The following is a 26638-nucleotide window of genomic DNA, read 5'->3' as shown; positions in this document are numbered from 1 at the left end:
GATTAACAACTATGCGAACTCACTATTGCGGCGAACTCCGACAAAAGGATATTGGAGAAACTGTTACCTTATATGGATGGGTAGACCGTCGCCGCGATCATGGGGGCGTGATATTCTTGGATTTACGCGATCGCTCTGGCATTGTCCAAGTTGTCAGCGATCCGCAACGCACCCCAGATTCCTACGAACTGGCTAACTCTCTACGTAATGAATACGTTGTGGAAATTACTGGTAGGGTAACACAACGTCCAGAAGAATCACTGAATACCCGCATCCCGACTGGGGAAGTGGAAATCTACGCTGATAAAATTGAACTACTCAATGGGGTGCGGAAACAGTTACCATTCCAAGTTTCTACCGCCGACACTGAGACAGTTAGGGAAGACTTGCGGCTAAAATATCGTTACTTGGACTTGCGGCGCGATCGCATGGCGCGTAACATACAACTACGTCATCAAGTGGTGAAAGCGATGCGTCGTTATTTGGAAGACGTAGAAGGTTTCATCGAAGTGGAAACCCCAATCCTCACCCGTTCCACCCCCGAAGGCGCGCGGGATTATGTGCTACCTAGCCGCGTCAATCCTGGGGAATGGTTTGCTTTACCCCAATCACCACAACTATTCAAACAGATCCTCATGGTATCTGGGTTAGATAGATATTATCAAATCGCTCGATGCTTCCGTGATGAGGACTTACGTGCAGATAGACAGCCAGAATTTACTCAGTTAGACATGGAAATGAGTTTCATGTCTGAGGAGGAAATTATTGAACTTAACGAAAAGTTAGTTAGTTATATCTTCAAAACCGTTAAAGGGGTTGAGTTACCGCTTCCGTTCCCCCGTCTCACCTACGCCGAAGCAATGGAACGCTACGGTTGTGATAAACCAGATACCCGCTACGATTTACAACTAGTTAACGTTTCCGATGTCATGAAAGACTCTGGTTTCAAAGTCTTTCGGGATGCTGTCGCCAATGGTGGTATCGTCAAAATTCTGCCCATACCCAATGGTAACGAGCAAATCTCTAATGTGCGGATTAAACCAGGTGGGGATTTATTTAGAGAAGCCAGCGAAGCCGGTGCAAAAGGTTTAGCTTATATCCGGGTGCGTGAAGATGGTGAAATTGACACCATCGGCGCGATTAAAGATAACCTTTCAGAAGAACAGAAACAGGAAATCTTGCAGCGCACAGGTGCAAAACCCGGACATCTGTTATTGTTTGGTGCTGGTGATGCAGTTACCGTGAATAAAACCTTGGATAGATTGCGGCAGGCGATCGCCAAAGAATTTGGTTTAATTGATCCAGATAAAATCAACTTGCTTTGGGTTGTTGATTTCCCCATGTTTGAGTGGAATGCAGATGAGAAGCGCCTAGAAGCACTACACCACCCATTTACCGCACCCCACCCTGATGATTTGCATGACTTAAAAACAGCCCGCGCTCAAGCCTATGATTTAGTATTCAATGGTTTTGAAGTGGGTGGCGGTAGTCGGCGGATTTATCAACGGGAAGTCCAAGAACAAGTGTTTGAAACCATTGGTTTATCCCCGGAAGAAGCACAAAATAAATTTGGCTTTTTGTTAGAAGCATTTGAATATGGTACACCGCCGCATGGTGGTATCGCCTACGGTTTAGATCGGTTGGTGATGTTATTTGCTGGCGAAGAATCAATTCGAGATGTTATTGCTTTTCCGAAGACACAGCAAGCACGTTGTTTGTTGACAGATGCACCTTCTGGGGTAGATGTCAAGCAGTTGAAGGAATTACACGTTGCTTCGACTTATAAGCCGAAGTCTTAGGGATGAGAAATAAGATACCTGGATTTTTGAGAATGCGGGTATCTTATTTTTAACGCAGAGGGGGCAGAGGTTAGCGCAGAGGTATGCGGAGGGTAAGAGTTTGAAAGTTGGAGTTATGCAATGTCATCCACCGCAATTACAACAGTTATCAAAATGATGGAGTCTCTACCTGTAGAGATTCAGGCGCAAGTTGTAGAACATTTTCGAGAGTATATTAGCGATTTACAAGATGAAGCACGATGGGAACAATCGTTTCAGAAGACACAAGCCAACCTGGTTGCTGCGGCTCGTCGTGCTAGAGAAGAAATGCGTAAGGGTGTAGGGGTGTAAGGGTGTAAGGGTTTTTAACCCAATCCCCAGTCCCCAATCCTCAAGACGCTTGATTTGTAATTGTTTGGGGTGAATCATCGGCTTTTAGTTTTACCCAAACGAAGAAGGGAATTGCTAAAAGCTGGGTTGCAGAGGAGAAGACGATCAATGTAGTGATGGAATGATCGTAGAGAATCCCCATGAGAGCGCTGCCTAAGAACCAGGATAGACCGTAGCCAGTGCTGAAAATGCCGTAGGCGGTGGCGCGTTTATGCTTGGGAACCATGCCGGCGATCGCCGCTTTTAAAATGGATTCTTGCGCTCCCATACCAATACCCCAAAATGCTATGCCTAAAAGTGCCAGATTGGTATCACCTAAAAATACCAGTGGGGCAAATAAACATGAGATAAAAGCGGCGATGATTAAGATAGAAATGCCTAATCGGTCAAATACGTAGCCAAATATTAAAGCAGCGATCGCATCTACACCCATCGCTAAGGCGTAAAACAGAGGTATTGTCTCCCCTGTAGCAATGCCTGATTTTTGAAAATGGAAGGCAATTAGGGGAAAATCTGCATATCCGGCGGCAATAACAGCTACTGCACCTAGATAAATCCAAAATATGCGCGGTAATCCTTCTTGTTGCTTTTGTTCCTCTGTTTCCTCTTCAAAATCACTGGGGTTGGGATAAAGAAATTGTAATACTAACAACACCACCAATCCTAAGACCGCAGGTACAATCAAAATTGTGAAGGCGTGACGATACTCTCCCTGGAAATAGACCATTGCAGCCACAGCCAAAGGTCCCATGACTGCACCGGTCTGATCCATTGCTTCATGTAAACCAAAGCCAAAGCCTCTGCCAATTTGACTCACACCGTGGGAAAGCAGCGCATCTCGTGGGGGAGTACGCACAGCCTTACCAGTACGTTCAGCCATCATCAAACCTGCGGCTGCTTCCCATCTGCCAGTAAAGGCTAACAATGGTACAACGGCAGTGTTTAAGATGTAACCTAGAGTTGTAATTCCCCAATATTTGCGTGACTGGTCGCTGAGATAACCAATCACTAGGCGCAATCCATAGCCAATCAATTCACCAAAACCAGCTACTAAGCCTACCACAGTGCCGCTAGCACCCAAAACCTGTAAATAAGCCCCTGTGATACTGCGCGCCCCTTCATAGGTCGCATCGGCACAGAGGCTCACGAAACCCAATAAGATGACAAACTTCAACGCAGCTGATTTCTGTGGCATACCATTCTTTGTAATTTACGGCTTTCATATTGAAACACTGAATTACAAACAACAGTTGTTGGTGAACTGCAAAATTAGATTGTCTGTGCTTTGTTGTTGTGGGAGTAGGTAATAAATTTTTTACTGAAGATGGCTGGAAAATGTACTTTTAAACGCAGAGAGGCGCGGAGGAAAGCGCAGAGGGGCGCGGAGTCTTTTTTTAGGACTAAAGTCTTGAGTACAAGAGTTTAAGTATTGACGCTGTTATATTTATGTTAGTTCATCAGAATTAGGCGTAGAGGATCTAAATGCACATACCAAGGAAATGGTTTTTCTTTGATAGTCAGCCATTTTTCCTTGAAGACTTCTGCTTGTAGGTGATAATCTTGTGGGCTGTTGGCTGGGGAATGGAGTTTTAAAAATAATGTGATGCGATGGGGGGTTTCACTTGTCCGTACTAACCAGCAGGGGAAGGTGTTTTCTTGGTTGGGGTCATTGGTAAAGGTGATTTGATGGGCGCGGATACCGATGTGAGATAATTCGTTGGGAATTGGTGCAATCACTTTGAGATGACAACCCCAATCTATTGCTTCTACTTGTTGCGCTGACTGAACAACAGCACTGGAGAAGTTTTTACAGCCAGTAATTTGAGCCACACTCACAGTAGCGGGATGCTCAAAAATTTCATATTTAGAACCATAATGTACTGGGCTACCATCCTCCAACACTAAAAGATTGGGACAAATCCGGTAAGCTTCTTCCATGTTATGGGTGACAAACAAAGACACACCTTGGTAGTTTGTGAGGGTTTCTGTCATTTGCTGTTCTAGTTGACTCCGCAGATGGGTATCAAGGGCAGAAAATGGCTCATCTAGGAGCAACGCCTCTGGTTGACTGGCTAAAGCCCTAGCTAAGGCTACCCGTTGTTGTTGTCCTCCAGAAAGTTGGTGGGGATAGCGATCGCCTAATCCTTGTAACTGCATGGCGATCAGTTGTTCTTCTACCTGCACCCGCATACTGTTGTCTGATAGTTTTTTGGGTAAGCCGAAAGCAATATTTTGCGCCACTGTCATGTGGGGAAACAGGGCGTAATTTTGGACTAAAAAACCGATGCGGCGATCGCGGCTAGGCAAATTAATTCCCTGTTCGGAATCAAATAATACCCTACCATTCAAAACTATCCGCCCTCTGGTAGGTGTTTCAATCCCCGCAATACACCGCAGAATCATACTCTTACCTGCACCTGAACCCCCCAACAACCCCAAAGGTTGCTCATCGGTGGTGAAAGCAACTTTTAAATGAAAACTCGGCAGATGTTTTTCTATATCTACCAACATTTCCACTTGAGAAGCAGGCGCAGACAATAAAACTACCTCACTCCCTTGTCCTTTTGTCTGTCTTACTTGTCCCCCTCGTCCCTTCTTATCCCTCACCTCTTGCCAAAAATTTACAGCAAAAATCCCCGATAGGGAAATCACCATAATCATCATTGCCCAAAACCACGCTTCGTCCGTCGCCCCGGCTTCCACGGCAAAATAAATTGCCATTGGGATTGTCTGGGTTTGTCCAGGGATATTCCCAGCCAACATTAAAGTTGCACCAAATTCGCCCAAAGCACGGGCAAAGGATAACATTGTCGCGGCTACAATACCAGGGAATGCCAAAGGTAAACTGATACGCCAAAAGATAGTAGATTCACTAGCCCCCAAGGTTCTCGCTACCCGCAGTAAATTACCGTCAATCTGGGTAAAGGCTCCCAGTGAGGTTTTATACATGAGCGGGAAAGAGACAATTGTCGCAGCGATCGCCGCCCCATACCATGTAAAAACTATACTGATATCAAAAGGCTCCATCAGTTTCCCTATAGGGCCGTTTTTCCCGAAAAACAGCAGTAGCAGAAAACCGACAACCGTAGGAGGTAAAATCAAGGGAGCTACAAAGATACCCTCAATCAAAGATTTGCCTTTACCTCGATAACTCAACATCCAATAAGCAGCAGCAATCCCTAAAAAGAAGGTGATGAATGTGGCAAGTAAGGACGTTTTGAGTGATATCCAAAGCGGCGACAAATCAATTGGCATGGTGATATATGTATAGTTCGTAATTCGTAATTACTAAGCTGTCAGAGTTCTATGATTCCTCATTCTGGCTTCAAATAATAATCTACCAACTTTTTACGCAAAAGGTTGGTAGATGACAACAAATTACCGAATATACTTAAAAATCAACGGTCAACAGTCAACGGTCAACATTGCAAGATTTTTGACTAATGACAACTGACAACTAACTAATCATTTTGATTTTTATAACTAGCAACCGCTTCCCTCAGATTTCCTTGATGTGCTGATAAAAGCCGATCGCCTGCGTCTTTATCCAAACCAGTCCAGTGCATCACCAGCGCCAATTTGACCCATTTGCTACTACGTTCTAATAAGAAACCAGCCGCTTCCCGACTTAACCCGGTGAGGTCTTGCAAAATTCGCAAAGCGCGATCGCGTAATTTCTGATTTGTGACTGCTACATCCACCATGCGATTACCGTAAACTTTGCCCAGCTTGACCATCACCCCAGTCGAGAGGATATTTAGCGTTAATTTAGTAACTGTACCGGCTTTGAGGCGAGTAGAACCAGCCAATATTTCTGGCCCTGTTAACAAACGAATATCAATATCGGCTGTAAAACTCACTTGTTCAGCAGGAACACAAGCAATGAAAATTGTCAAGGCTCCCCGTTGACGAGCAGAGTTAATTGCACCCTGGACAAAAGGCGTTGTCCCACCAGCCGTAATCCCAACGACGACATCTAATTGGGTAATGTGACGTTGAGCGATCGCTGCGTCTCCATCTTCCGCCCGGTCTTCTAAATCTTCCGAACTGCGTACCAGTGCGCCAGCACCACCAGCGATAATCCCCTGTACCAACTCTGGGGGTGTACAAAAAGTTGGTGGACACTCAGCCGCATCTAACACACCCAACCTACCACTGGTTCCAGCACCGACATAAAACAAGCGTCCTCCCTGACGCAGGCGATCGGCTGTCTGCTCAATTGCTGTTGCAATCTGGACTTTAGCCGCCGCCACTGCCTCCACAGTCTTGAGGTCTTCACTATTAAACAACTCCACCAATTCCAGAGAACTGAGTTGGTCTAAGTTCTGACTCAAAGGATTGACTTGTTCCGTCAATAAATGTCCACGTTCCTGCAAATCTGCCATGTATTTTGATGTCCCCTGCAATTATGTAATTTAGTCAAGAATCCCCATGTACAGACGTTTCATAAAACGTCTCTAATGACTAAACGACTAAGTTACAACAATCCTTCTAATTTGCGACGAATATTTTCCAATTCAGTCTCAGAAAACTCCGAATCTTGAGCCGGTGGTACTAGGTCAGATTCAAAATTTTCGTCATCAGTATCCTCGTCATCATACTGACCATCAGGTTGCCAGTCAGTTTCTTCCACGTTAATATCTGGGGGAATTACGAGGTCGCTATTTTCTGGGATCAATTCCCAATCATAATTAGCACTGGCGCAAAATTCCTTAACATCCTCAACATCAATCCCCTCTACTGTGGGAGTGGGGAAATCCTGAGCTTCCAACATGAGGGCAAAACGGACAGCATCATCTTGGGATTCAAACATGAGAATTTTATTGCGGTCGCCCACACGAACGGTATGAATCCCTTCATTTTCCGTATTAGCGTTAAAAATTAAAACAAAAACCCGCATTGGCGTAATCATCTATATGTTCCGAGGTCTATTGATTAATTAAAGTTCTAGACCGTGTACCTGGGAAAGTCACAGCAATATTTTCACTTTAATTCAGATTTGACTGACAATATTAATGGCTTATTTTTCCGCATTGAGGATATGGGAGATGAAAAGGTAGGGTAGCAAGGAGCAAAAATTCTCAGTCAACAGTCCACAGCCCCTAGTCAATTTCACTCACCGAGTTGATCCGAATGTCAAAAGTCCCAATTGATTTGTATCCTGGTATTGGCATAGTAAACGCAAATGCCAAATAATGCTTGCAGTGCGTCAACCACCTCCAGCAAATAAAAGTAAACTCATACCATGAATAACCCTCCCAAGCAAAATCAAAGCCCACAAACCTCACGTAGGAGTCTATGGTTGCTGATTTTGAGTCGTGGCGGTATGGCAGTAGGTGGACTTTTAATTGTGGGTTTGATGGGAGGTGTTTGGCGTTTATGGACTTTTGTACAGAGGGAATTAACACCGTTAGCGCAAGAAAGTCTGACTACAACTCTTAACCGTCCCGTACAACTGGGAAAAGTCACTAATTTTTCGTTAACTGGAGTACAGTTTGCGGCTTCGTCCATTCCTCCTACGCCTACAGACCCGGATAAGTTAACAGTGGATGCAGTGGAGGTGGGTTTTAATCCACTGCTGTTAGTTTTTAATCGCCAGTTAAAACTAAATGTGACCTTAGTTAATCCCGATGTTTACATCGAACAGGATAACCAAGGACGCTGGATTACTACGACCATAGCGCCACCGGGTGCAGCAGGAGCCATTAAAACGGATTTAGATCATATCAATTTCCGCAATGGCAAGTTATCGCTGCTGCCACAGGTGAGGAATTTGGCAGTGGGTGAAGCTAAAACCACATCCCCCTCATCTTCTTTATACCCCCCTACCTCCTGCCCCCAGCCCCCCTGCCTCCTGCCTCCACTAGAATTTTCGCAACTAAATGGAACTGCTCAATTACTGGAAAACAACCAGCTAATTAAGTTCTCAGCTAAAGGTCTATCCGATAGCGGAGGCAGTGTGGATATGGAGGGCGAAGTACGTCCTAAGACGACTGCGGCGAATATTCAAGTGCGAGGACAAGAATTACTGGCGGCGGATGTTACTCGCTTGGTCAAGTTGCCAGTGGGTTTAGCAGCCGGTAAAGTTAATGGTGATTTGCGAGTCGAGCTAGTACCAGGGCAAACCCCTTTGCTATATGGCAGTGCTGATTTGCAAAAGGTGACAGTCCAAATTCCTCGCGCACCGCAACTATTGACGAATACCCAAGCTAATGTTTACTTCCAAGGCACAGAAGTAAAGTTAGAAAATGTTGTGGCTAACTATGGCAGCATCCCTCTAGTGGCGGCAGGGATAATCGACACCAAAGCAGGCTATAAACTTGCAGGGCGTGTTAACTCAGTGAGTGTAGCCAATGCCCAAAACACACTCAAATTAAAATTGCCTGTACCTGTGGCTGGACAATTGCAAGCCGATTTACAGGTAGTGGGAGCCGCAAATCAGCCTATTCTCTCAGGTATAGTTAGGACTATTAATACTGCCCGCATCGATAAAGTTGATTTTCAAAGTATTAGTAGTAAGTTTGAGTTTTCGCCTAACGACAACTTAGTTAGTTTGGCAAATGTTCAAGGCAAGACCACAACAGGCGGAGCAATTACTGGCGGTGGCAGAATCTTACTTGGGGAAAATCCCCAACTGAATCTGAATTTTATTGCCAGGAATGTAGCCGGAGATGCGATCGCCAAACTATACAATGTTAATACTCCATTTCAAATTGGCACTGTATCGGCTACTGCCCAAGTCACAGGTACGCCTACTAATGTCAGGACTTCGGTAAACTTTGCCGCACCTCAGGCAGTCTATCCCACCACCGGGGAAGTGATTATCGGTGCTAATCGTAACATTAACTTTCGCAATGTGGCTGTGAGGGTGGCTGGTGGCACGGTGCGGGGTTATGGCAATTTTGCTAACGAACGTTGGCAGGCTGTAGCTCAAGCTAACGGTGTGAATTTGGCACCATTTGTCAACCAGAATCAACTCAAAAATGTTTCCTTAGCAGGGGCGCAATTTAACGGTCGTTTAATTCTGGCTGGTACTGCTACACCCTTTCAAATTGCCAGCATTCGTACAGAAGGGGCAGGGGTGCAAATTGGTGGCGGGAGAGTTGCAGTATCTAACATTCAACTGCAAGACCAGGCCTTTGCCGCCAAATTGGTGGCGAATAATGTCCGCCTAGCACGCATCCTGAAAAATGCGCCGCCAGCTTTAGCTAATCCTTTGGCTGGGACATTCCAAGTAGCCGGTAATAGAGAAAATTTTAGCCTCAAAACCTTACAAGCTACAGGTGATGCCCGCCTTAGTGTAGGTAGAGGAACAGTTACGGCCGGGAATATTCAATTAGCTAACGGTGTATATCAGGCACAAGTCCAAGCCAATAATGTCCCTGTGCAACGCCTGGCAACCTTACCACCCCAGTTTCAAGGCAACCTGACGGGGAAATTTGCTGTTACTGGTTCTGCTGAGTCCTTCAGTCCCCAATCTATCCAAGCCAGTGGTCAAGCACGGTTAAATGTTGGCAATGGTACGATTACCTCCTCTAACATTCAATTAGCTAACGGTACATATCAGGCGCAAGTCCAAGCTAATAACGTTCCTGTGCAACGTTTAGCCCCAGTACCACCAAAGTTTCAAGGTAATTTAACTGGACAATTCAATGTTGCTGGTTCCGTTGCACCCTTCAGTCCCCAATCAATTCAAGCTAGTGGTCAAGGGCGGTTAAATGTCGGCAATGGTACGATTACCTCCTCTAACATTCAATTAGCTAACGGTAGATATCAAGCGCAAGTCCAAGCCAATAACGTCCCTGTACAACGTTTAGCCGCCGTACCGTCCCAGTTGCAAGGTAATTTGAACGCGCAATTAAATCTGGCTGGTTCTGTTGCACCTTTTACTCCCCAATCTATCCAAGCTAGTGGTCAAGCACAGTTAAATGTAGGCAATGGTACAATCACAGCCGCCAACATCCGAGTTGCAAATGGTAACTATCAGGCGCAAGTACAAGCCAATAACGTCCCTATACAACGTTTAGCTGCTGTACCGCCCCAGTTGCAAGGTAATTTGAACGGGCAATTTAATGTTGCTGGTTCTGCTGCATCCTTCAGTCCCCAAACCATCCAAGCCAATGGTCAAGCACAACTACAAGTGGCGGGAGGGGGTACGATTAATGCGGCGAATATCCAACTGGCTAAAGGTCGTTATCAAGCCGTAGTGGCGGCGGCTGGGGTGGAGTTAAATCGTTTTAATCAACAGTTGCAGGGTCAGTTTGCTGGCCAGTTGCAACTAGCTGGTAACTTGGGTTCGACGCGGTTAGCTGATGTCAGTGCTAGGGGTCAGGTACAATTAACTCAAGGCCTCCCTGGTGTTGAGCGTCCCTTGAATGCTGCGATCGCCTGGAATGGTGAAAGGTTAACAATTCAACAAGCTACAGCCCCCGGTTTAAATATTAGTGGTGATATCTTAGCCAACGCCACCAGACCAGGCATACCAGAAATTACCGCCCTTAATCTCAATGTCCAAGCCCAAGACTTTAATCTACAACAGTTACCAGTTACCTTACCGAATCAAGTAGCTGTGACAGGCAGAGCAGATTTTAACGGTAAAGTTACAGGTAAATTACCTTTGCCCAATGTCAACGGGCAACTCAGTTTAAAGGATTTAGTAGTCCAAAATATTGCTTTTGAACCTTTATTAACAGGTAGGATTCAATCAGGACAAGGATTAAACTTAAATTTAGCCGGGAATAGCGATCGCCTTGCCCTGAGTTTAGATAGTAATAATCGCCCCCAATCCTTCCTAGTACAGTGGCAACAAGCCTTAGCCTCAGGTCAAGTTAAAGGCAATGATTGGGCTGTGAAAGTTGCCAACTTCCCCTTAACACTGTTCAACTTGTCACCACCGCCAAGTCTGCGTTTAGGTGCTGGTAGAGTAGCCGGGACAGTAACAGGGGATGTGCAGTTTAACCAACGTACATTTGCGACTAACGTCAATTTGGCGATCGCTAATCCCGAAGTTGGCAGAATTAAAGGCGATCGTCTCACAGCCCAATTCCGCTACAGTGATGGTACAGCCACCCTCACCAGTAGCCAATTTATCAAAGGCAACAGTCGTTACGCCTTAGCTGGTAATTTTGGGCTGACCCCCAAAGGCCCCCGCGTCCAAGGCAAGCTGAACGTCACTCAAGGTAACATCCAAGATGTGCTGACAGTAGCACAAATCTTTGATTTACAAGATTTCCAGGGTAATGGAGACGAACCCAACTACGGTACGGCCTCTGACCTCCAGACCTACGCCCAAGGTTTGCCTGATCAGTCTTTATTCGACCAAATCAAACGCTTTTACGAAATTGATGCGATCGTTGCCAAACAAGAAGAACAACGTAATGCTTCACCCATACCAAACCTAGCAGATTTGCAAGGAACTTTTAACGGAGAAGTGGCTGTAGACACTGCCACCGCTAATGGTTTAGCAGTACAGTTCAATTTGAATGGTCAAAACTTTGTCTGGGGTAAGGAAACAGAACCCAATCGTTTTTATCGCGCCGACAATATCATTGCTGAAGGTAGTTTTGCTGATGGAGTTTTGCAGCTGCGACCAGTGCGTATTGAGTCCGAGAATAGTTTGTTAGCTTTCACTGGTAATGTAGGCGGGAACGAACAATCTGGACAACTGCGCGTCAATAACTTTCCCCTTCAGTTACTCAATAACTTCGTCAATCTCCCAGTCGGTGTGACGGGAAATCTCAGTGGGACAGCAGCTTTAGCAGGTAGTATTGCCAACCCTCAAGCCAGAGGAGAATGGCAAATCACCGAGGGTACACTCAACCAAAAACCTGTGGAATCAGCCACAGCTAGTTTTAGTTACGCCAATGGTCGCTTAAATTTTGGTAGTACCGTCGCTATTACTGGGCCGCAACCTGTGAATATTTCAGGTAGCATACCTTATCAGTTACCTTTTGCCTCCGTCGCTCCTGATAACAATCAAATCAGTTTAGATGTCAAAGTTGAAAATGAAGGATTGGCACTACTAAATCTCTTAAGTAATCAAGTAGCCTTTGAAGACGGTCAAGGTCAAATAGACTTGAAGGTAAGCGGAACCAGAGAACAGCCTATAGTCGAGGGTATTGCTACTATCCAAAAAGCTACTTTTGCGGCTCAAGCTTTACCAGAAAAAGTCAGAGATGTTACAGGTAGAGTCCGGTTTAATTCTGACCAAATATTAGTAGAAGGTCTAGAAGGCAAATTTAGTCGCGGACAAGTACAAGCATCTGGAGCAATTCCCGTATTCGACAACAGTAGCGTCGCTATCGAAAATCCTCTAACTGTCAACCTTGAACAGTTACAACTTAACCTCAAAGGCTTGTATCAAGGCGGTGCTAATGGAAATATTCAAGTTACTGGTTCTGCCCTCAATCCTAGAATTGGCGGTAAGGTGGATTTGTATAGTGGTCAAATATTATTAGCAGAATCTAGTGATCCTAACCAACCTGCAAATAATGTTTCTGCCATCTCACTAACGAAGTTTAACAAACAAGATACACCCACAACTGCAAGTGCCAACACGAGTTTTAATAATTTAGAACTGGAGTTAGGTAAAAACGTAGAAATTGCCCGTCCTCCTCTTCTCAGTTTCGCTGCTACGGGGAATCTCAAAGTTAATGGTTCTTTAGCTGATCCTGTACCTGTAGGTACTATTCGCTTAAGAAAAGGTGGCGTGAATTTATTTACAACTCAGTTTAACTTGACTCGTGGTTACGAACATACCGCCACCTTTAGAGCTAATCAACCCCGTGACCCTGATTTAGATATTCAACTACTGGCTAAAGTGCTAGAGGTGGTGCAGAACAGTGACCTAAACAGAGTTAATTCTGTCGGGTTAGGTGCTTTAGAAACTGTGAGAGTTGAAGCTAATATTAAAGGCCCAGCCAGCAGACTGAATGAAAGCTTGGAATTAAGAAGTAGCCCCTCACGGAGTGAAACTGAATTAGTCGCCCTTTTAGGTGGTGGATTTGTCGATACTCAAGGACGTGGGGACAGTACCTTAGGTTTAATTAACATCGCCGGGTCAGCTGTTTTCGGTAACTTTCAATCTGCTTTTAATCAAATCGGTACTGCTTTTGGTTTAAGTGAACTACGAATTTTCCCCACTGTGATTTCTGACAATCCAGAAGCTAGTAATAGTAATAGTAGTAGAGTAGGTTCCAGTATAGAATTGGCAGCTGAAGCGGGAGTAGATATTTCTAACAAGTTCTCTATTTCTAGCATCAAAATTCTAACGGCAAATGATCCTTTCCAATGGGGTCTTAATTACCGTATCAATGATGAATTTCGTGTACGTGCTTCTACTAATTTAGAAGATGATAGTCGTGCAGTAATTGAATATCAAACCAGGTTTTAAGAATGGGTAATTGTAAAAATTGGATATCAGTACTTTAGGCTAAATTCCAACCAAGGGCAGTAGCTACTTGACCAGCTAATTCTAGCGGATTGAAGGGTTTAGCGATCGCACTCACCATTCCCAATTGGGAGTAACGGCGACGGTCAGAGGCTTGGATTTTGGCGGTTAATAAGATTACTGGTATTTCTTTGGTGACGGAATTGGCTTGCAGTTTCTCAAATGTAGCGATTCCATCCATGTCCGGCATCATCACATCTAGTAAAATTGCATCTGGTTGGTAAGTCTCGGCTTTATTTATGCCTTCTTGTCCTGAACTGGCTGTGACAACTTCCCAACCCGCAACTGTTTCCAAGCAAATTTTGGCAACTTCTTGAATATACTGCTCGTTATCGACAACTAAAATTCGTTTGTTGTTCATAGTTAAGTTAGTTATTAGTTATTAGTCATTAGTCATTAGTCATTAGTCATTAGTGATTTCCCCTTCATCCCCAATCCCCAATCCCCAGTCCCCAATCCCCAATCCCTAATCCCTAATCCCTAACATTAGTCGGTGTAATTCGCTGAAGTAGTTCGATTACCCGTTGTTCAAACTCTTTGGTTGTGACACGGCCTTTGGTTAAAAATTCTGTATGTCCTAGCTTGAGGCGTTTACGTTCTGATTCATCCAAGTCTTTAGCCGAGTAAACCACTACAGGGATATTACATAGGCGCTGGTGCTTCTGTAGCCAATCTACAACAGCAAATCCGTCGGTTTCTGGCAAAATTAAATCAAGAATGAGTAAGTCAGGATTTACTTCTTGACTGAGGTGGATGGCTTCCCGTCCTGTTTTGGCTGAGAAGGTTTCAATATCATGTCTTTCAAACAGGGTAACAAACAGTTCAGCTAAATCTGCATCATCTTCAACAATAAGAATGCGGACTCGGTGGGAAGATTTGGCTATTGCTTGTCTGAGAGAATGTAACAGATAGCTTTCTTGGACTGGCTTACTCACCCAATCAACAAAATCGCGGCTAGGTTGGTGATTGCTTGTTGGTTTGTAGACACTGCAAATCACAATCGGGATATGTTTGGTTTCTGTACTTTCCTTCAACATAGCCATTGTTTCCCAACCATTCATCCCCGGCATGAGCAAATCTAGTACAATCACATCTGGATGTTGAGTTGATGCTGAGGCGATCGCTTCTTGTCCAGTAGCCACTGTGAATACTCGATATCCCCCTTGTTCTAATAGTGACTGTAGTTCTGTGCGGATGAGTGGATCATCGTCACAAACTAAAACTAGGGGGGAGTGAGTACTGGAGATTAGGGAAGGTGGAGACTCCTCTGGGGATAAGGGGTGATGGGGGAGAGAGTCGGGAAGTTCTGAATTTTGGGATATGGGTAAAATTGGTAAAGTAAAGTAAAAATTACTACCTTCACCCAAGACACTTTCTGCCCAGATGCGTCCGCCATGCTGCTGTATAATACTTTGGCAAATAGCTAAACCCAAACCAGTACCGTCATGGTTGCGTGAATCGGAAGAATCTACCTGTTGAAATCGCTCGAAAATACTATCAAGTTTGTCGGCGGGAATACCGCGTCCGTTATCCTTCACCGTCAGCAATAGTTCATCGCCGTAGTGTTGTGCTACTAACCACACTGTTTTCTCCGCCGTCGAGAATTTAATCGCATTACTCAACAGATTAGTTAATGTCTGCACAATCCGGTCTGGATCAACCCATAATTGAATTGATGGACTGGAAACAGATAATTTCACTCCAGCTTTATTAGCTAAAGGCTGCATAATACTAACTGCGGACTCAATCAAGTCGCTCAGGTCGCAACTTTCTCGCTCCATTTTCACCCTACCTGATTCGATGCGTTCTATATCTAATATGTCGTTAATCAAACGTACTAGGCGTTCTGTACTGTCAGTGGCAATTTCCAACAAACGTTTTCCCTGTTCTGAGTCGGCTGATAATAAACCACTAGCTAGCATTCCTAAGGAACCATGAATAGAAGTTAAGGGGGTGCGGAGTTCATGACTGACAACAGAAACAAACTCATCTTTCATCCGTTCAATTTGTTTTCTTTCTGTAACATCACGTAAAATTACAGTATAAAATACTTCTTTATCTAGTTGAAATTTGGAGATAGAAGCCTCAGCCGGGAATTCTGTTCCATCTTGACGACAACCAAATATCTCTCGCCGTTCTCCCATGCGCCGCGCCAAGCTGGGAGCCTGCCCAAAATCAGCTACGTGCTGACGATGCGTCTGAGTGAAACGCTGGGGTATAAGTGTATCCAGGCGCTGTCCGATAATTTCCTCGGCAGAGTAGCCAAAAATTTTCTCTGCACCTTGATTAAATAAAGTGATTTGTTGGTTACCGTTAATAGAAATAATGGCATCATCAGCAATATCTAAAATGCGTGCCAGTCGCACTTGTGATATGCGTAGTGCTTCCTCTATACGCTGGCGTTCGTCAAGTTCTGACTGCAATTGTCGATTGACGTTGACTAACTCAGCAGTCCGTTCTGCTACTCTCAACTCTAGTTCGTTATTGATTTTTTGCAGAGTTGCTTCTATTTGCTTGCGGGAAGTAATATCTCTGACTATACCCAACATCCGCACGGCTTCGCCCATTTCGTTGTAGTAGAGTTTGCCTGTTCCTTCAATCCAATGAATATTACCATCTGGCGAAATGATGCGAAATTCATGACTATAGTCGGTTTTTTGCTGGCGAGCAGAATTGATTACCTCTGCCAAGCCTCCCCTATCTTCAGGATAGATACAAGCTTGAAAGGCTTCATAAGTCCCATCAAATTTCCCTGATTCTATGCCAAATAATCGGGCGTGGCCTTCAGACCAGATAATTTGGTTAGTAGTTATATTCCAGTCCCAAATGCCTAAGTTGACTGCTTCTAGGGTCAGGGAAAGACGTTCTTGACTTTCTCGTAGTGCTGCTTCGGCTATTTGGCGATCGCGCCGATTGCGTAATGCTACTATGCCATAAGCCACATCTGCTGTCAGTTCCTCTAAAAGTTTCACTTCATCACTATCAAAAGCATTCGCTTCCGCAGCGTAGATGTTCAAGGCACCAAAAGCTTGACCATTATTCATTAAAGGTAAAGAAATGGACGATGCGTAACCCCGATTATTAGCTTGACAGCGCCAAATTTCAAATCTAGGATCAGTCAAAATATTTTGAATAATGGCAGTTTTTCCGGTGCGAATTGCCGTTCCTGTCGGCCCTTGACCCCGGACTGTATCTGCCCAAGTAAGATTGAGAGATTGCAGATATCCTTCTTCATAACCAGCTTGAGCCACCGGATGAATGCTTTTTTCAGCATCATTTTCTGCAAAAGCCACCCAAGCCAATCGATAGTTACCAACATCCACTAAAATTTGGCAAACTTTTTGCAATAACTCACTCTCATCTTGAGTACGTATTACTAATTGATTGCAATCACTTAAAGTTTGCAAGGTGCGATTAATGCGTTTAATTTCCAGTTCTGCTTGTTTGTATTGGGTGACATCCCTTGTAATTGACAACTGCACCAAATTACCATCTTTTTCATTTCGCACAGGTACAGCGTGAGTCGCCATCCAACGACGATTACCACGACAAGTGATAATTTCAAATTCCAGTGTTCCCTGTTTTCCTTGACAAACGCTTTCATTGAGCTGGCGAAACGCCTGCTGACATTCAGGAACTACCAACGAATACACCCGCTTACCAATCACTGCGCCAACACTATCTGCTTCTATCGCTGCCACACCGGCTGGATTGATATCCAATAAAGTACCATCAGTAGCCACTATCATCACGCATTCTGGTTCAGCGTTGAAAATAGTGCGCCAATCTGTGAAGCTAGGGGATGGAGGAGAAATTTTTTCCCCTACACCCCTACTCTCACTCACCCTACGTAGTAATTTCACCCGTTCTAACCGATTGATAATTCGCGTTACTAGTTCAGGCCCGACAATGGGTTTGCTAACAAAGTCGTCAGCACCAACACTAAATACCTGATTGACAATTTCCCCATCTTTGTGAACCGTCAGGAAGAGTATGGGCAATTCACTCCATTGGGGGTCATTTCTCACCACCTGGCAGAGTTCTATACCATTGGTATAAGGCATCTCTACATCTAGAATTAACAGGTCTGGATTCACATCTCTTAAGGTTTCCCAGAATTGACGCGGATCATCTAAGGTAATTACTTGTAATCCCCAAGGATGAAGTAATGTTTGCAGTATGGCAAGAATTTGCGGGTCGTCGTCTACTGCTAAGACTTTTGCTTCTGCTTGAGGAGGTTGTGGCTGGAGAATAGCTGCTGAAGTTGTTTCTGGTGATGCTGCTTGCGGTTCATGTGCTGCAACCTCTTGCCTTAATAACTTGACCCAATTTTGCAAACTCTGAATCTCAGTTGGCGTTAATCTCTTACCAGATTTCAATAGTTGCTCAATTTTCCTGGCTAACTTCGACCCTTCAGGTAAACCAAAAGTCCCCAGTGAGCCGGCTAATGTGTGGGCTTCTCGTATTGCCTGTGAGTATAATTCTGAGTTTAAAGCTTCTTGGGTAAGCGTGATCATTTGCGATCGCTCAAAAGTCATCGCCGCTTGTTCCAATACCTTAACTTGCTCATCTACCCGCACGTAAAACTTTTGCCAAATACCAGCTATTGCAGTTAGTGTTTGCTGCTGAGATTTGCCTTTTGAAGTAGGCTGTTTTACCTCCTCCTTGCTTCCTTGTTCTTCTTCCTGTGCTTTGAGGCGATAACCAATTCCATAGACTGTTTCTACTAAATCACCAGGCGCTCCCGCGTTACGCAACTTCATCCGCAAGCCCTTTATATGGGTGCGTACCGCTTCTTCCCCTGGAGTGTCTTCATAAGACCATATATGTTCTAAAATCATGCTACAGCTAAACACTCGGCGGCTGTGACGCAAAAATAACTCCAAAAGTGCATATTCCTTGGGAGTTAGTGATAGTAAATTTTGATTGTATCTGACTTCACAACTACTGGGGTCAAGCTGCAAATTGCCCCATTCTAGAATTGGCTGTGCCGTTGTAACACCCCGACGCAACAAAGCCCGCACACGCGCCACTAATTCTTCTTCATCAAACGGTTTAACTACATAATCATCTGCGCCTGCATCTAACCCAATCGCCTTCTCATGACTACTATCACAACCAGTTAATAATAAAATTGGCATCTGCCGACCACTTGAGCGTATTTGCCGACAAAGGCTAATCCCATCCAATCTGGGTAGCATCACATCCAAAAGAATCAAATCATAATCGTAAGTTTGGATTAATTCCCAAGCGGTAATACCATCAGATCCCACTTCAACTGCATAATTCTGATTCGTGAGAACGGCTGTCAGCGCATAAGCATTTAACTCGTCATCCTCGACAATTAAAATTTTCATATTATTAAGTTTACTAACGTTAATTATTGAATAGACTTAATAGATTAGGAAAGAAATCTTCTGGATTAGGGAACTCCAAAAAAGAAATTATTCCGTTGAAAGTTGTTGACCGTTGACTGTTAACTGTGAACTGTGAACCGTCAACGGTCAACAATCCCAATAAAATATTTTTTTACTTGGAAATCCTTTAAACCCAAATTAATAAAATTCTTGTACTTAAAACTATCTTAGTTCATAACTCTTATAAAGATTAAGTTTAATTAACTAATATAAATATTTATCAATCTTTAGGAATAAATTATTCAGTAGCAAATCGCAAAAAGTCGATTTGGCAATACTGTTGTATTAAGAATCCAACTCATCAGATTCTAAAACTCCACTGCGAATCATTAGTGGCGGCCAAATCAACAAAAAAAATCCCATCCAAACTAATACAGGGATAGCAACAATTACAGTTACCCAGATAATTTTTAACAGTAACCAGCTACCACCAATTAAACTTAAACCTGTGAGTAAAATTGACCAAGGTTGACACCACCAAGGTTTATAATTCCAGGGATTGAGGGTTTTTTGCTCAGACATAAGTTATATTTTGTTCTAGTTTGAATTTTCAATTAATATTAGCGTCTTCGTCTTAATTGCTCTGTCCATGCTTCTAAAGAGATATACTGATTTTCTATAACATCTAGAGCTTCTATTACACCAGTTTTAGACACACGAAACCAATAAATGGTTGTATTATGGTCTGGCTGGTCTTCATAGATGCGAACTTTGTAGTGAGGATCATCAGGGGTAGGTAAACCATCAACGATCGCATCTACCTTGATAGCACCTCTTGATAGTCTCTGAATTGTTCTAGCTTTGCGTTGTACCTGTGGAAGATTCCAGACTAAGCTACGAGCTGTTTTTTCATCAATTTCTTTAGCAGTCTGACTGACATTGACAGTATTAGTTTTATGAAGTCTAGCTAGCAATTGTGGTTGAACTAGTTCCTTGTGAATTTGCTTGGCAGTACTTTGAGTGTTCCCTGCACTTGCTGGAGACATTCCTTGTCCATGTACTCCTATTAGTAAAGCACTCATCAGGGGATACCAGATAATTCTTTTCATGCAGATGTCCTTGATGACGTGTGTACTAGTCACAGCTTTTGAGTTGATATCGACAATTTCTATTAATAAATTTTAATACAAAATCAGGAAATAATTATGTGTTTTAGCTACTAATGTACTATTTATCACAATATCATTATTCTAAATATAACTGAATTAGATAATACCCATTTGTAGAAATAAGGTGACAGATGCCTGGAAAATCAGTTATTTTCCTAAGTTCTGATGTTCATTCATATATCAATAAAATAATTAAACCTGGTATCATTTTTACTAATTATTTGCGATTTTATTTTACAGAGTTATACTAGATGACTAGTCAAAACTACTAGTATATAAAGGGACTAAGGCTTATTTATTCAATACGCTGCTCAACTCCTACTACTACCCTAAGCGCAGCTATACCCGCCTACATGGCTTTGTATGACTTTTTCCAATGAGTAATCTTGTCTTATTGGAAATTTGACCGAGGGAATTGTAGTTCTTTATCACCACATTAAACAGCAAGAGAAAAACTCTGAAGCAGTAATACTTCGATTCATTACCCAAGGAGATGTATTCATGGCAGAATCTACCGTAGAATTTTCTAGCTTAGAGAAATTTCAAGCCAGTAATAGTACTGTTAAGATTAGCGAAGCTGATACTGATATTATCAAAGAAATTCAAACCCTACTGAATAAGAAGGGACTTTATAAAGGTAGTGTTGACGGCATTGCTGGTAATCTCACCCAAAAAGCATTTGCAGAATTTAAAGAGAGCGTTTGGCTAGATTCCCCTGATTTATTGGGGCCGACTACTGCGGCTACATTACTAGAGATTGCCGAAGACCATCAAACTAATGAAGAACAAACTCGAATACTCACACCTTTACCTGCATCAACATTAGGAACTAAAACTGGACGTTCCTTAAGGTTGGTGACTGGAGAAACAGTTTACGAAAATGAATTGGTGGTGGCGGGTATTCCCTTAACTTGGGGAGAAATCACTAAGGGATGTGACCCCCAAAGAAATCCCGAATCGAAAACAATTATTAACAACATTATCAAAGCAGCCAGAGGCTTTGGCAAAATTCGAGATAAATACGATAGCCCAATTTCCATTAATTCCGCCTATCGTACATCTGCTGTGAATCGTCGCATAGGTGGCGCTCGTTTTTCGCAGCATATTAACGGTCTAGCTTTGGATATTGCTCCTGTAGATGGTAATTTTGGCAAACTCTTACAAATTTGCCGTGCTTCTGACTGTACAGGACTAGGTAGAGGAATGCACCGAGGTTTCATCCATTGCGACTGGCGGCCAGGCGGTCGTGTGGTTTTTGATTATCCTTAATCAGTTCCATTGTCAAAGGATAGCCTCTAAGTAGGTGCGATCGCACTAAGTAAAGGTGAGATACATAAAACATAACCCCTTCCCGTGTTGGAAAGGGGTTAAAAATATCGCACCTTATGCCCTAATACTAGTAATAGATTAGACTAATATTTTTACTTTGTAAGTACAACAATAAGCTGCTACATATAGCGCCTATCGTTTGTATGCAATGCACTCTGACCTCTCTCCAAACCTCTCTCCTACAAGGAGAGAGGCTTTGAGTATTACTCCCCTTCCCTTGTAGGGAAGGGGCTGGGGGTTAGGTCTGTATTTGACTCAACTACAAACTGCTACATTACTTTTCACACCTAAGTAAATACGCTAAGATCCTACCTAACAGTTACAAACGTATTGTATAAGTTCTCACAATGATAGATATCGCCTCAATCGTTACATTTCTTGCACCCTATCTGCCATCTCTGCTGAATGTGGGTAGTAAAGTTGCCGAAGGTGCATATCAACAAGCTGGTGCAGATGGTTGGGATAAAGCCAAGGCTATTTGGGGTAAGTTACATCCTAAAGTAGAGGCGAAGGAAGCCGCCAAAGAAGCGGCTGGAGATTTAGCAGAGAATCCAGAGGACAAAAGTTTCCAAACTGTTTTGCAAGTGCAACTCAAGAAGATTTTGGATGCTGATACAACACTGGCTGAGGAAATAGCCAAGATTTTGCAAGTAACAAAATCTGATAATAGCTCAGTTAATCTCAATGCTCAAGCTTACAATGACGCTATACAGATAAATACAGCAGGTGATGTTAATCAGCCAAAATATGACTTTACCAAGAATATCAACAGCCCAAAGTAACTAACTATATTGCTGTTTATGGTACTGCACAGCAAAAAATAGTCGAGTTGATAGAAAGCAGTACCAAGACGGAATCGCCGGGGGTTCTCAAAGCGGGGAATCCCGGTAAAAGTTTGGCTTACTGGCAAGGACGAACAAAAGAATACGCTCAAATACAGCAATGGTTAACTGATGATAATACCTTTTTAATCGGTATAGAAGGCATCGGTGGTACAGGTAAATCAACGCTGGCGACGAAGATTTATGACGAAATAGCAGATTTTCCCAAGCGGTTTTGGGCTGATGTCAGTAATGGTGCAAGTTTTAGCGATTTAGCCAGACAAGTATTAACAGAATTTGGCTTTTATGTACCAGAACAAGAAACGCAGTTAGTGGAGGCGTTGGTTAGGTGTTTACGTTCTGGGCAATTTTTACTGATTATTGACAACCTGGAAAGTGTATTACAACCTGATAGACAGTGGGGAAGTTTATTTTACGGCGACTTTTTCCAAGCATGGATCGAATCTGGTGGTAATAGTAAGGTGCTAGTCACCACCAGGGAAAGACCAGAATTAAAAGGCTTTGAGTGGTTAACCCTGAAAGGTTTACAAGTAGATGAAGGGGTAGCACTGTTAACCGCATTGGGCATTAAAGGAAATTTAGGGGAGTTTGTGGAATTAGTCGATGGACATCCCCTATTGTTGAGATTAGTAGCAGATTTATTAAAGGAAGAATACCCCCAAGACCCGGATTTAAGTAGATTAGCAGATTTAGGCTTAGGGAATTTGCAGCAGTTGTTGACAGATTCTCAAGTGGTAGGTGTGCATCGCCGGGAAAATGTGGGGATGGTGTTGGTGTTGGATGCCAGTTTTCATAGATTGAGTGAGTTACAAAAGGCGTTATTGCTGAATATTAGTGTGTATCGTGGTGCGGTTGACAGTGCAGCAGCCGTGGCTATGTTGCCAGGAAATTCAGCAGCAGAGATTGAGAAAGAATTAAGGAATATTGTTAAGCGTTCTTTGTTGGTAGAAAAACTCAATGGTAAGCGGCGATTTGAGTTTCAGCCTGTGGTGTTGGAGTATGTGCGGTATAAAGCCGGCGATCAGAGTGAGGCGCATCAACGAGCCATTGATTATTATCGCTCAGTTGCTAAACAACCACCTTGGACAACAAAAGACGATGTTAGAGAATATTTGGAAATATTTGATCACTTTTATCAGTTGCAAGATTATGACTCTGCCTTTGATAACATTCGAGTCTGTAGTAAGTTTTTAGGCCTGTGCGGTTTTTTCGTAGACAAAGTAGAATTATATGGTCAGTTAATCAGTAAATGGAAAGAAATTGGTGAGCGAGAAAATTGGAATTATGGGGCTTCTCTCACTGCATTAGGCAATGCTTACCGTTACCTGGGAGAGTACCAACGGGCGATTGAGTTGTTCCAGCAGTCTTTGGAAATATTTAGGGATATAGGCGATCGCAACGGCGTAAGTAATTCCTTAATCGGTTTAGGCAATACTTACAACTCCGTGGGAGAGTACCAACGGGCGATTGAGTTGTTCCAGCAGTCTTTGGAAATATCAAGAGATATAGGCGATCGCAATGGCGTAGGTGGTTCCTTAATGGGTTTAGGCAATGCTTACAACTCCGTGGGAGAGTACCAACGGGCGATTGAGTTGTTCCAGCAGTCTTTGGAAATATCGAGAGATATAGGCGATCGCAATGGCGTAGGTAATTCCTTAATTGGTTTAGGCAATGCTTACCATTCCTTGGGAGAGTACCAACGGGCAATTGAGTTCCGCCAGCAGTCTTTGGAAATCTTTAGGGACATGGGTGATCGCAATGGCGTAAGTATATCCTTAAACAATTTAGGCAATACTTACTACTTCCTGGGAGAGTACCAACGGGCGATTGAGTTCCACCAGCAGTCTTTGGAAATATCAAGGGATATAGGTGATTGCAATGGTGTAGGTAGATCTTTAAACAATTTAGGCAATGCTTACTACTCTCTGGGAAAGTACCAACAGGCGATTGAGTTCCACCAGCAGTCTTTGGAAATCAAAAGGGACATAGGCGATCGCAATGGCGTAGGTACATCCTTAAACAATTTAGGTACTGCTTACTCCTCCCTGGGAAAGTACCAACGGGCGATTGAGTTGTTCCAGCAGTCTTTGGAAATTAAAAGGGACATAGGCGATCGCAATGGCGTAGGTACATCCTTAATGAATTTGAGCAATGCTTATTATCGGTGTGGCAAAATTCGAGAAGCATTTGCAGTCTGGCATCAAGCCGAGTCGATTTTCCAAGAACTTCAGCTTCCTTTTGAAGCTATGCCTTATCCTCAGTGGCTAAAATCATTAATAAAATTCGCTCAACGTGGTTGGTTTCAGTTTATTTTGTGTTTCATTTTTGGGCTGATAGCCTTTCCCTTTGCCCTTGTATGGTTGATTCTGCTATTTTTATGGCCTTCAATCAGTTCCCAATTTAGAAGATAAAACTGATATCTTCTGTTTGTGGTTTTTGGGCATGGTTGCGTCGCTTGTGGCGTTGGGTTCGCTCTTGGTTTCGGCGGTGATTTTGTTTCATGCAGCGAATGGAGTGCGATATTGTAAATATAAAGACAAAAAAGAAAGCTATAAACATATAATTAGAAATAAAAGAATCTTTGACACTATGTTACAAAATACCTATCAACTACCCTTGACATTTGAGCAAATTCTTACTCTAGTTAAACAACTGTCTGATTCAGAAAAGCTTTTACTCAGCAAAGAGCTAGAAAAAGAAACATTGAATAAGAAGTTAAGCCAGTTACTAGAAACATTTCAAACTGATGAATTATCTTTAGAGGAAATTACAGAGGAAGTAGAAAACGTCCGTTCTCAAATTTATGCCAGAAAACAAAGCAATCAAGATAATTATTGATACTAATCTTTGGATTAGCTTTCTGATTGGTAAGGGATTGAAAGAATTAAAGAATCTTTTAGTTGAAGAAACAGTCCAAGTAGTGATTTCTGAGGAAATATTACAGGAAATTATCATAGTAACTCAACGTCCTAAGTTACAAAAATATTTTCCGCGCAACAAAGTTGATGAATTAATTCAAATTTTGCAGGCTATTGGTTTATTTATAATAATTACAACAGAAGTATCTATTTGTCGAGATCCGAAAGATAATTATCTCTTAGCATTAGCAAAAGATAGTAATGCTAATTTTTTAGTTACTGGTGATCAAGATTTATTAATGATTGAAAGATTTGAAAATACTGAAATTGTTACCTACCAACAACTATTATTGAAATTATAAAAATGAAGCTACGAAAATGTTAGGTTTCATTTTACATTGTGATTGTTGAGTTTAGTCAACCTTTGTGTTTTGTAGTAAACAAATGAACCAGATTCAAGATTTACTAACAATTTAGAATTGTGTAGGTTGGGTGGAGGAACGGAACCCAACATTCTCAAGACTTTGTTGGGTTACGCTATCGCTACACCCAACCTACTATTCTCTTAACTAAACCGTATTGAGCTATAATCAATCACAACATTTCATAGAATTAACTATGACAACTCCATTGCTGCCAAAGCTTCACAATCTACCAGCTAACTTACCTTTAGAGGGTGTAATCAGCATTGAGTTACAAGCGGGAATACCTATATTTAGAGCTTCTAATATTGTCCAAAACCGCATTGAAGTTTTACTAGCCAAACAACTAATTTCTCCACTCACATCCGAAGAAGAACAAGAACTAGATAGCTACGAAGAAATTGACGACTACCTGAGTTTTCTCAATCGCATAGCTCGCAATCTTTTACAAAACCCCCAATAACCAGCATTATATAAATGTGGCTAGTCGTAAAATTTCCGATGCAATTCAGCAACAAATACGTCAACGAGCCTCTGAATTATGTGAATATTGCCACGCCTCTGAAAAATGGCAGTATGTATTATTTACGGTGGATCATATTATTCCCTTAAGTCAAAACGGTGAAGATACTATAGAGAATTTGGCTTTAGCTTGTTTTCATTGCAACCGTAGAAAGTCAGCCAAAACCACAGCTTTAGATCCTGAATCTGGTTTAGAAGTTCCATTATTTAATCCAAGACAAAGCCTCTGGAGTGAGCATTTTATTTGGTCTGCCGATAAACTAAAAATTAATGGGTTAACACCGACTGGCAAAGCAACAATAGCGGCGCTAAATTTAAACCGAGAAAGAATTGTGAATATTCGTGCGGCTGACAAAGTAGTTAACCGCTATCCTCCGCCAGAAGATCCAATCGAAGAAATAAGTTAAGCATTCAATATTAAGTTAACGTGAGTTCGATAAATTGGGAAGAACCCCTCTCCAAACCTCTCCCCGACGCGGGGAGAGGCTTAAAACCTTCATTATTTGGTACTCAGTTATAGAT

Annotated in this window: 18 protein-coding genes; 10 read left to right on the top strand and 8 right to left on the bottom strand. The window is 42.8% G+C overall.

Annotated features, from left to right (window positions below):
* Positions 1-11: 11 nt before the first annotated feature.
* Together aspS and ACN222_RS12170 are read left to right on the top strand one after the other, a co-directional pair.
* A complete protein-coding gene (aspS, locus tag ACN222_RS12175) occupies positions 12-1799 on the top strand; it encodes an aspartate--tRNA ligase (RefSeq protein ID WP_010996592.1) in 1788 nt (595 codons plus the stop codon).
* Positions 1800-1919: 120 nt separating this feature from the next.
* Positions 1920-2129 carry a hypothetical protein gene (locus ACN222_RS12170; protein WP_010996591.1) on the top strand — a complete coding sequence of 70 codons (210 nt, stop codon included), beginning with the start codon at positions 1920-1922 and terminating at the stop codon, positions 2127-2129.
* 40 nt (positions 2130-2169) lie between these two features.
* Here ACN222_RS12170 and ACN222_RS12165 read toward each other — a convergent pair whose 3' ends face one another.
* The 4 genes from ACN222_RS12165 to ACN222_RS12150 all read right to left on the bottom strand — a co-directional run bounded on the left by ACN222_RS12165 (position 2170) and on the right by ACN222_RS12150 (position 7080).
* Positions 2170-3363, bottom strand: a complete 1194-nt coding sequence (locus tag ACN222_RS12165; RefSeq protein ID WP_010996590.1) for an MFS transporter — start codon at positions 3361-3363, stop codon at positions 2170-2172.
* Positions 3364-3617: 254 nt separating this feature from the next.
* Positions 3618-5423, bottom strand: a complete 1806-nt coding sequence (modB, locus tag ACN222_RS12160) for a molybdate ABC transporter permease subunit (protein ID WP_010996589.1) — start codon at positions 5421-5423, stop codon at positions 3618-3620.
* A 206-nt stretch (positions 5424-5629) separates the two neighbouring features.
* A complete protein-coding gene (gene murQ, locus ACN222_RS12155; protein ID WP_010996588.1) occupies positions 5630-6553 on the bottom strand; it encodes an N-acetylmuramic acid 6-phosphate etherase in 924 nt (307 codons plus the stop codon).
* A 92-nt stretch (positions 6554-6645) separates the two neighbouring features.
* Positions 6646-7080, bottom strand: coding sequence for a DUF3110 domain-containing protein (locus tag ACN222_RS12150; protein ID WP_010996587.1), 435 nt, complete (start codon positions 7078-7080; stop codon positions 6646-6648).
* Between the two features lie 333 nt (positions 7081-7413).
* On the opposite strand from ACN222_RS12150, the gene ACN222_RS12145 reads away from it, so the two are divergent.
* On the top strand, positions 7414-13560 hold the full coding sequence (locus tag ACN222_RS12145) for a translocation/assembly module TamB domain-containing protein (RefSeq protein ID WP_010996586.1): 6147 nt from the start codon (positions 7414-7416) through the stop codon (positions 13558-13560).
* 34 nt (positions 13561-13594) lie between these two features.
* Here ACN222_RS12145 and ACN222_RS12140 read toward each other — a convergent pair whose 3' ends face one another.
* The 4 genes from ACN222_RS12140 to ACN222_RS12125 form a co-directional block, all read right to left on the bottom strand.
* Positions 13595-13978: a response regulator gene (locus tag ACN222_RS12140; protein ID WP_010996585.1), complete on the bottom strand. Its 384-nt coding sequence runs from the start codon at positions 13976-13978 to the stop codon at positions 13595-13597.
* A 112-nt stretch (positions 13979-14090) separates the two neighbouring features.
* The gene (locus tag ACN222_RS12135; protein ID WP_010996584.1) at positions 14091-18974 is read right to left on the bottom strand and encodes a response regulator; all 4884 of its coding nucleotides are present in this window, start codon (positions 18972-18974) and stop codon (positions 14091-14093) included.
* 345 nt (positions 18975-19319) lie between these two features.
* Positions 19320-19556, bottom strand: coding sequence for a DUF6737 family protein (locus ACN222_RS12130; RefSeq protein ID WP_010996583.1), 237 nt, complete (start codon positions 19554-19556; stop codon positions 19320-19322).
* A gap of 38 nt (positions 19557-19594) precedes the next feature.
* Positions 19595-20083 carry a hypothetical protein gene (locus ACN222_RS12125; RefSeq protein WP_044521360.1) on the bottom strand — a complete coding sequence of 163 codons (489 nt, stop codon included), beginning with the start codon at positions 20081-20083 and terminating at the stop codon, positions 19595-19597.
* Positions 20084-20644: 561 nt separating this feature from the next.
* Here ACN222_RS12125 and ACN222_RS12120 point away from each other — a divergent pair.
* From ACN222_RS12120 to ACN222_RS12090, 7 genes are all read left to right on the top strand, one after another.
* Complete coding sequence (locus ACN222_RS12120; protein ID WP_010996581.1) at positions 20645-21412, top strand: D-Ala-D-Ala carboxypeptidase family metallohydrolase; 768 nt, start codon at positions 20645-20647, stop codon at positions 21410-21412.
* A gap of 407 nt (positions 21413-21819) precedes the next feature.
* Positions 21820-22254, top strand: coding sequence for a hypothetical protein (locus ACN222_RS12115; RefSeq protein ID WP_010996580.1), 435 nt, complete (start codon positions 21820-21822; stop codon positions 22252-22254).
* Positions 22255-22301: 47 nt separating this feature from the next.
* A complete protein-coding gene (locus ACN222_RS12110; RefSeq protein WP_231865540.1) occupies positions 22302-24725 on the top strand; it encodes a tetratricopeptide repeat protein in 2424 nt (807 codons plus the stop codon).
* Positions 24726-24756: 31 nt separating this feature from the next.
* Positions 24757-25152 (top strand): type II toxin-antitoxin system VapB15 family antitoxin, encoded by a 396-nt coding sequence (gene vap15 / locus ACN222_RS12105; RefSeq protein WP_010996578.1) that lies wholly within the window; start codon positions 24757-24759, stop codon positions 25150-25152.
* The gene (locus tag ACN222_RS12100) at positions 25118-25534 is read left to right on the top strand and encodes a putative toxin-antitoxin system toxin component, PIN family (RefSeq protein ID WP_010996577.1); all 417 of its coding nucleotides are present in this window, start codon (positions 25118-25120) and stop codon (positions 25532-25534) included. The genes vap15 and ACN222_RS12100 overlap by 35 nt, the downstream gene beginning before the upstream one ends.
* Before the next feature lie 256 nt (positions 25535-25790).
* Entirely contained in the window at positions 25791-26057 is a 267-nt protein-coding gene (locus ACN222_RS12095) for a hypothetical protein (RefSeq protein WP_010996576.1), read from the top strand.
* Positions 26058-26073: 16 nt separating this feature from the next.
* Positions 26074-26523, top strand: a complete 450-nt coding sequence (locus ACN222_RS12090) for an HNH endonuclease (protein ID WP_010996575.1) — start codon at positions 26074-26076, stop codon at positions 26521-26523.
* The last annotated feature ends 115 nt before the right edge of the window (positions 26524-26638 follow it).

This window comes from Anabaena sp. FACHB-595, assembly GCF_048568275.1.
In the GTDB taxonomy this organism is placed as follows: Bacteria; Cyanobacteriota; Cyanobacteriia; order Cyanobacteriales; family Nostocaceae; genus Trichormus.
The sequence above is the reverse complement of the archived record's forward strand: the minus strand, read 5'-3'. Positions and strand labels throughout refer to the sequence as shown.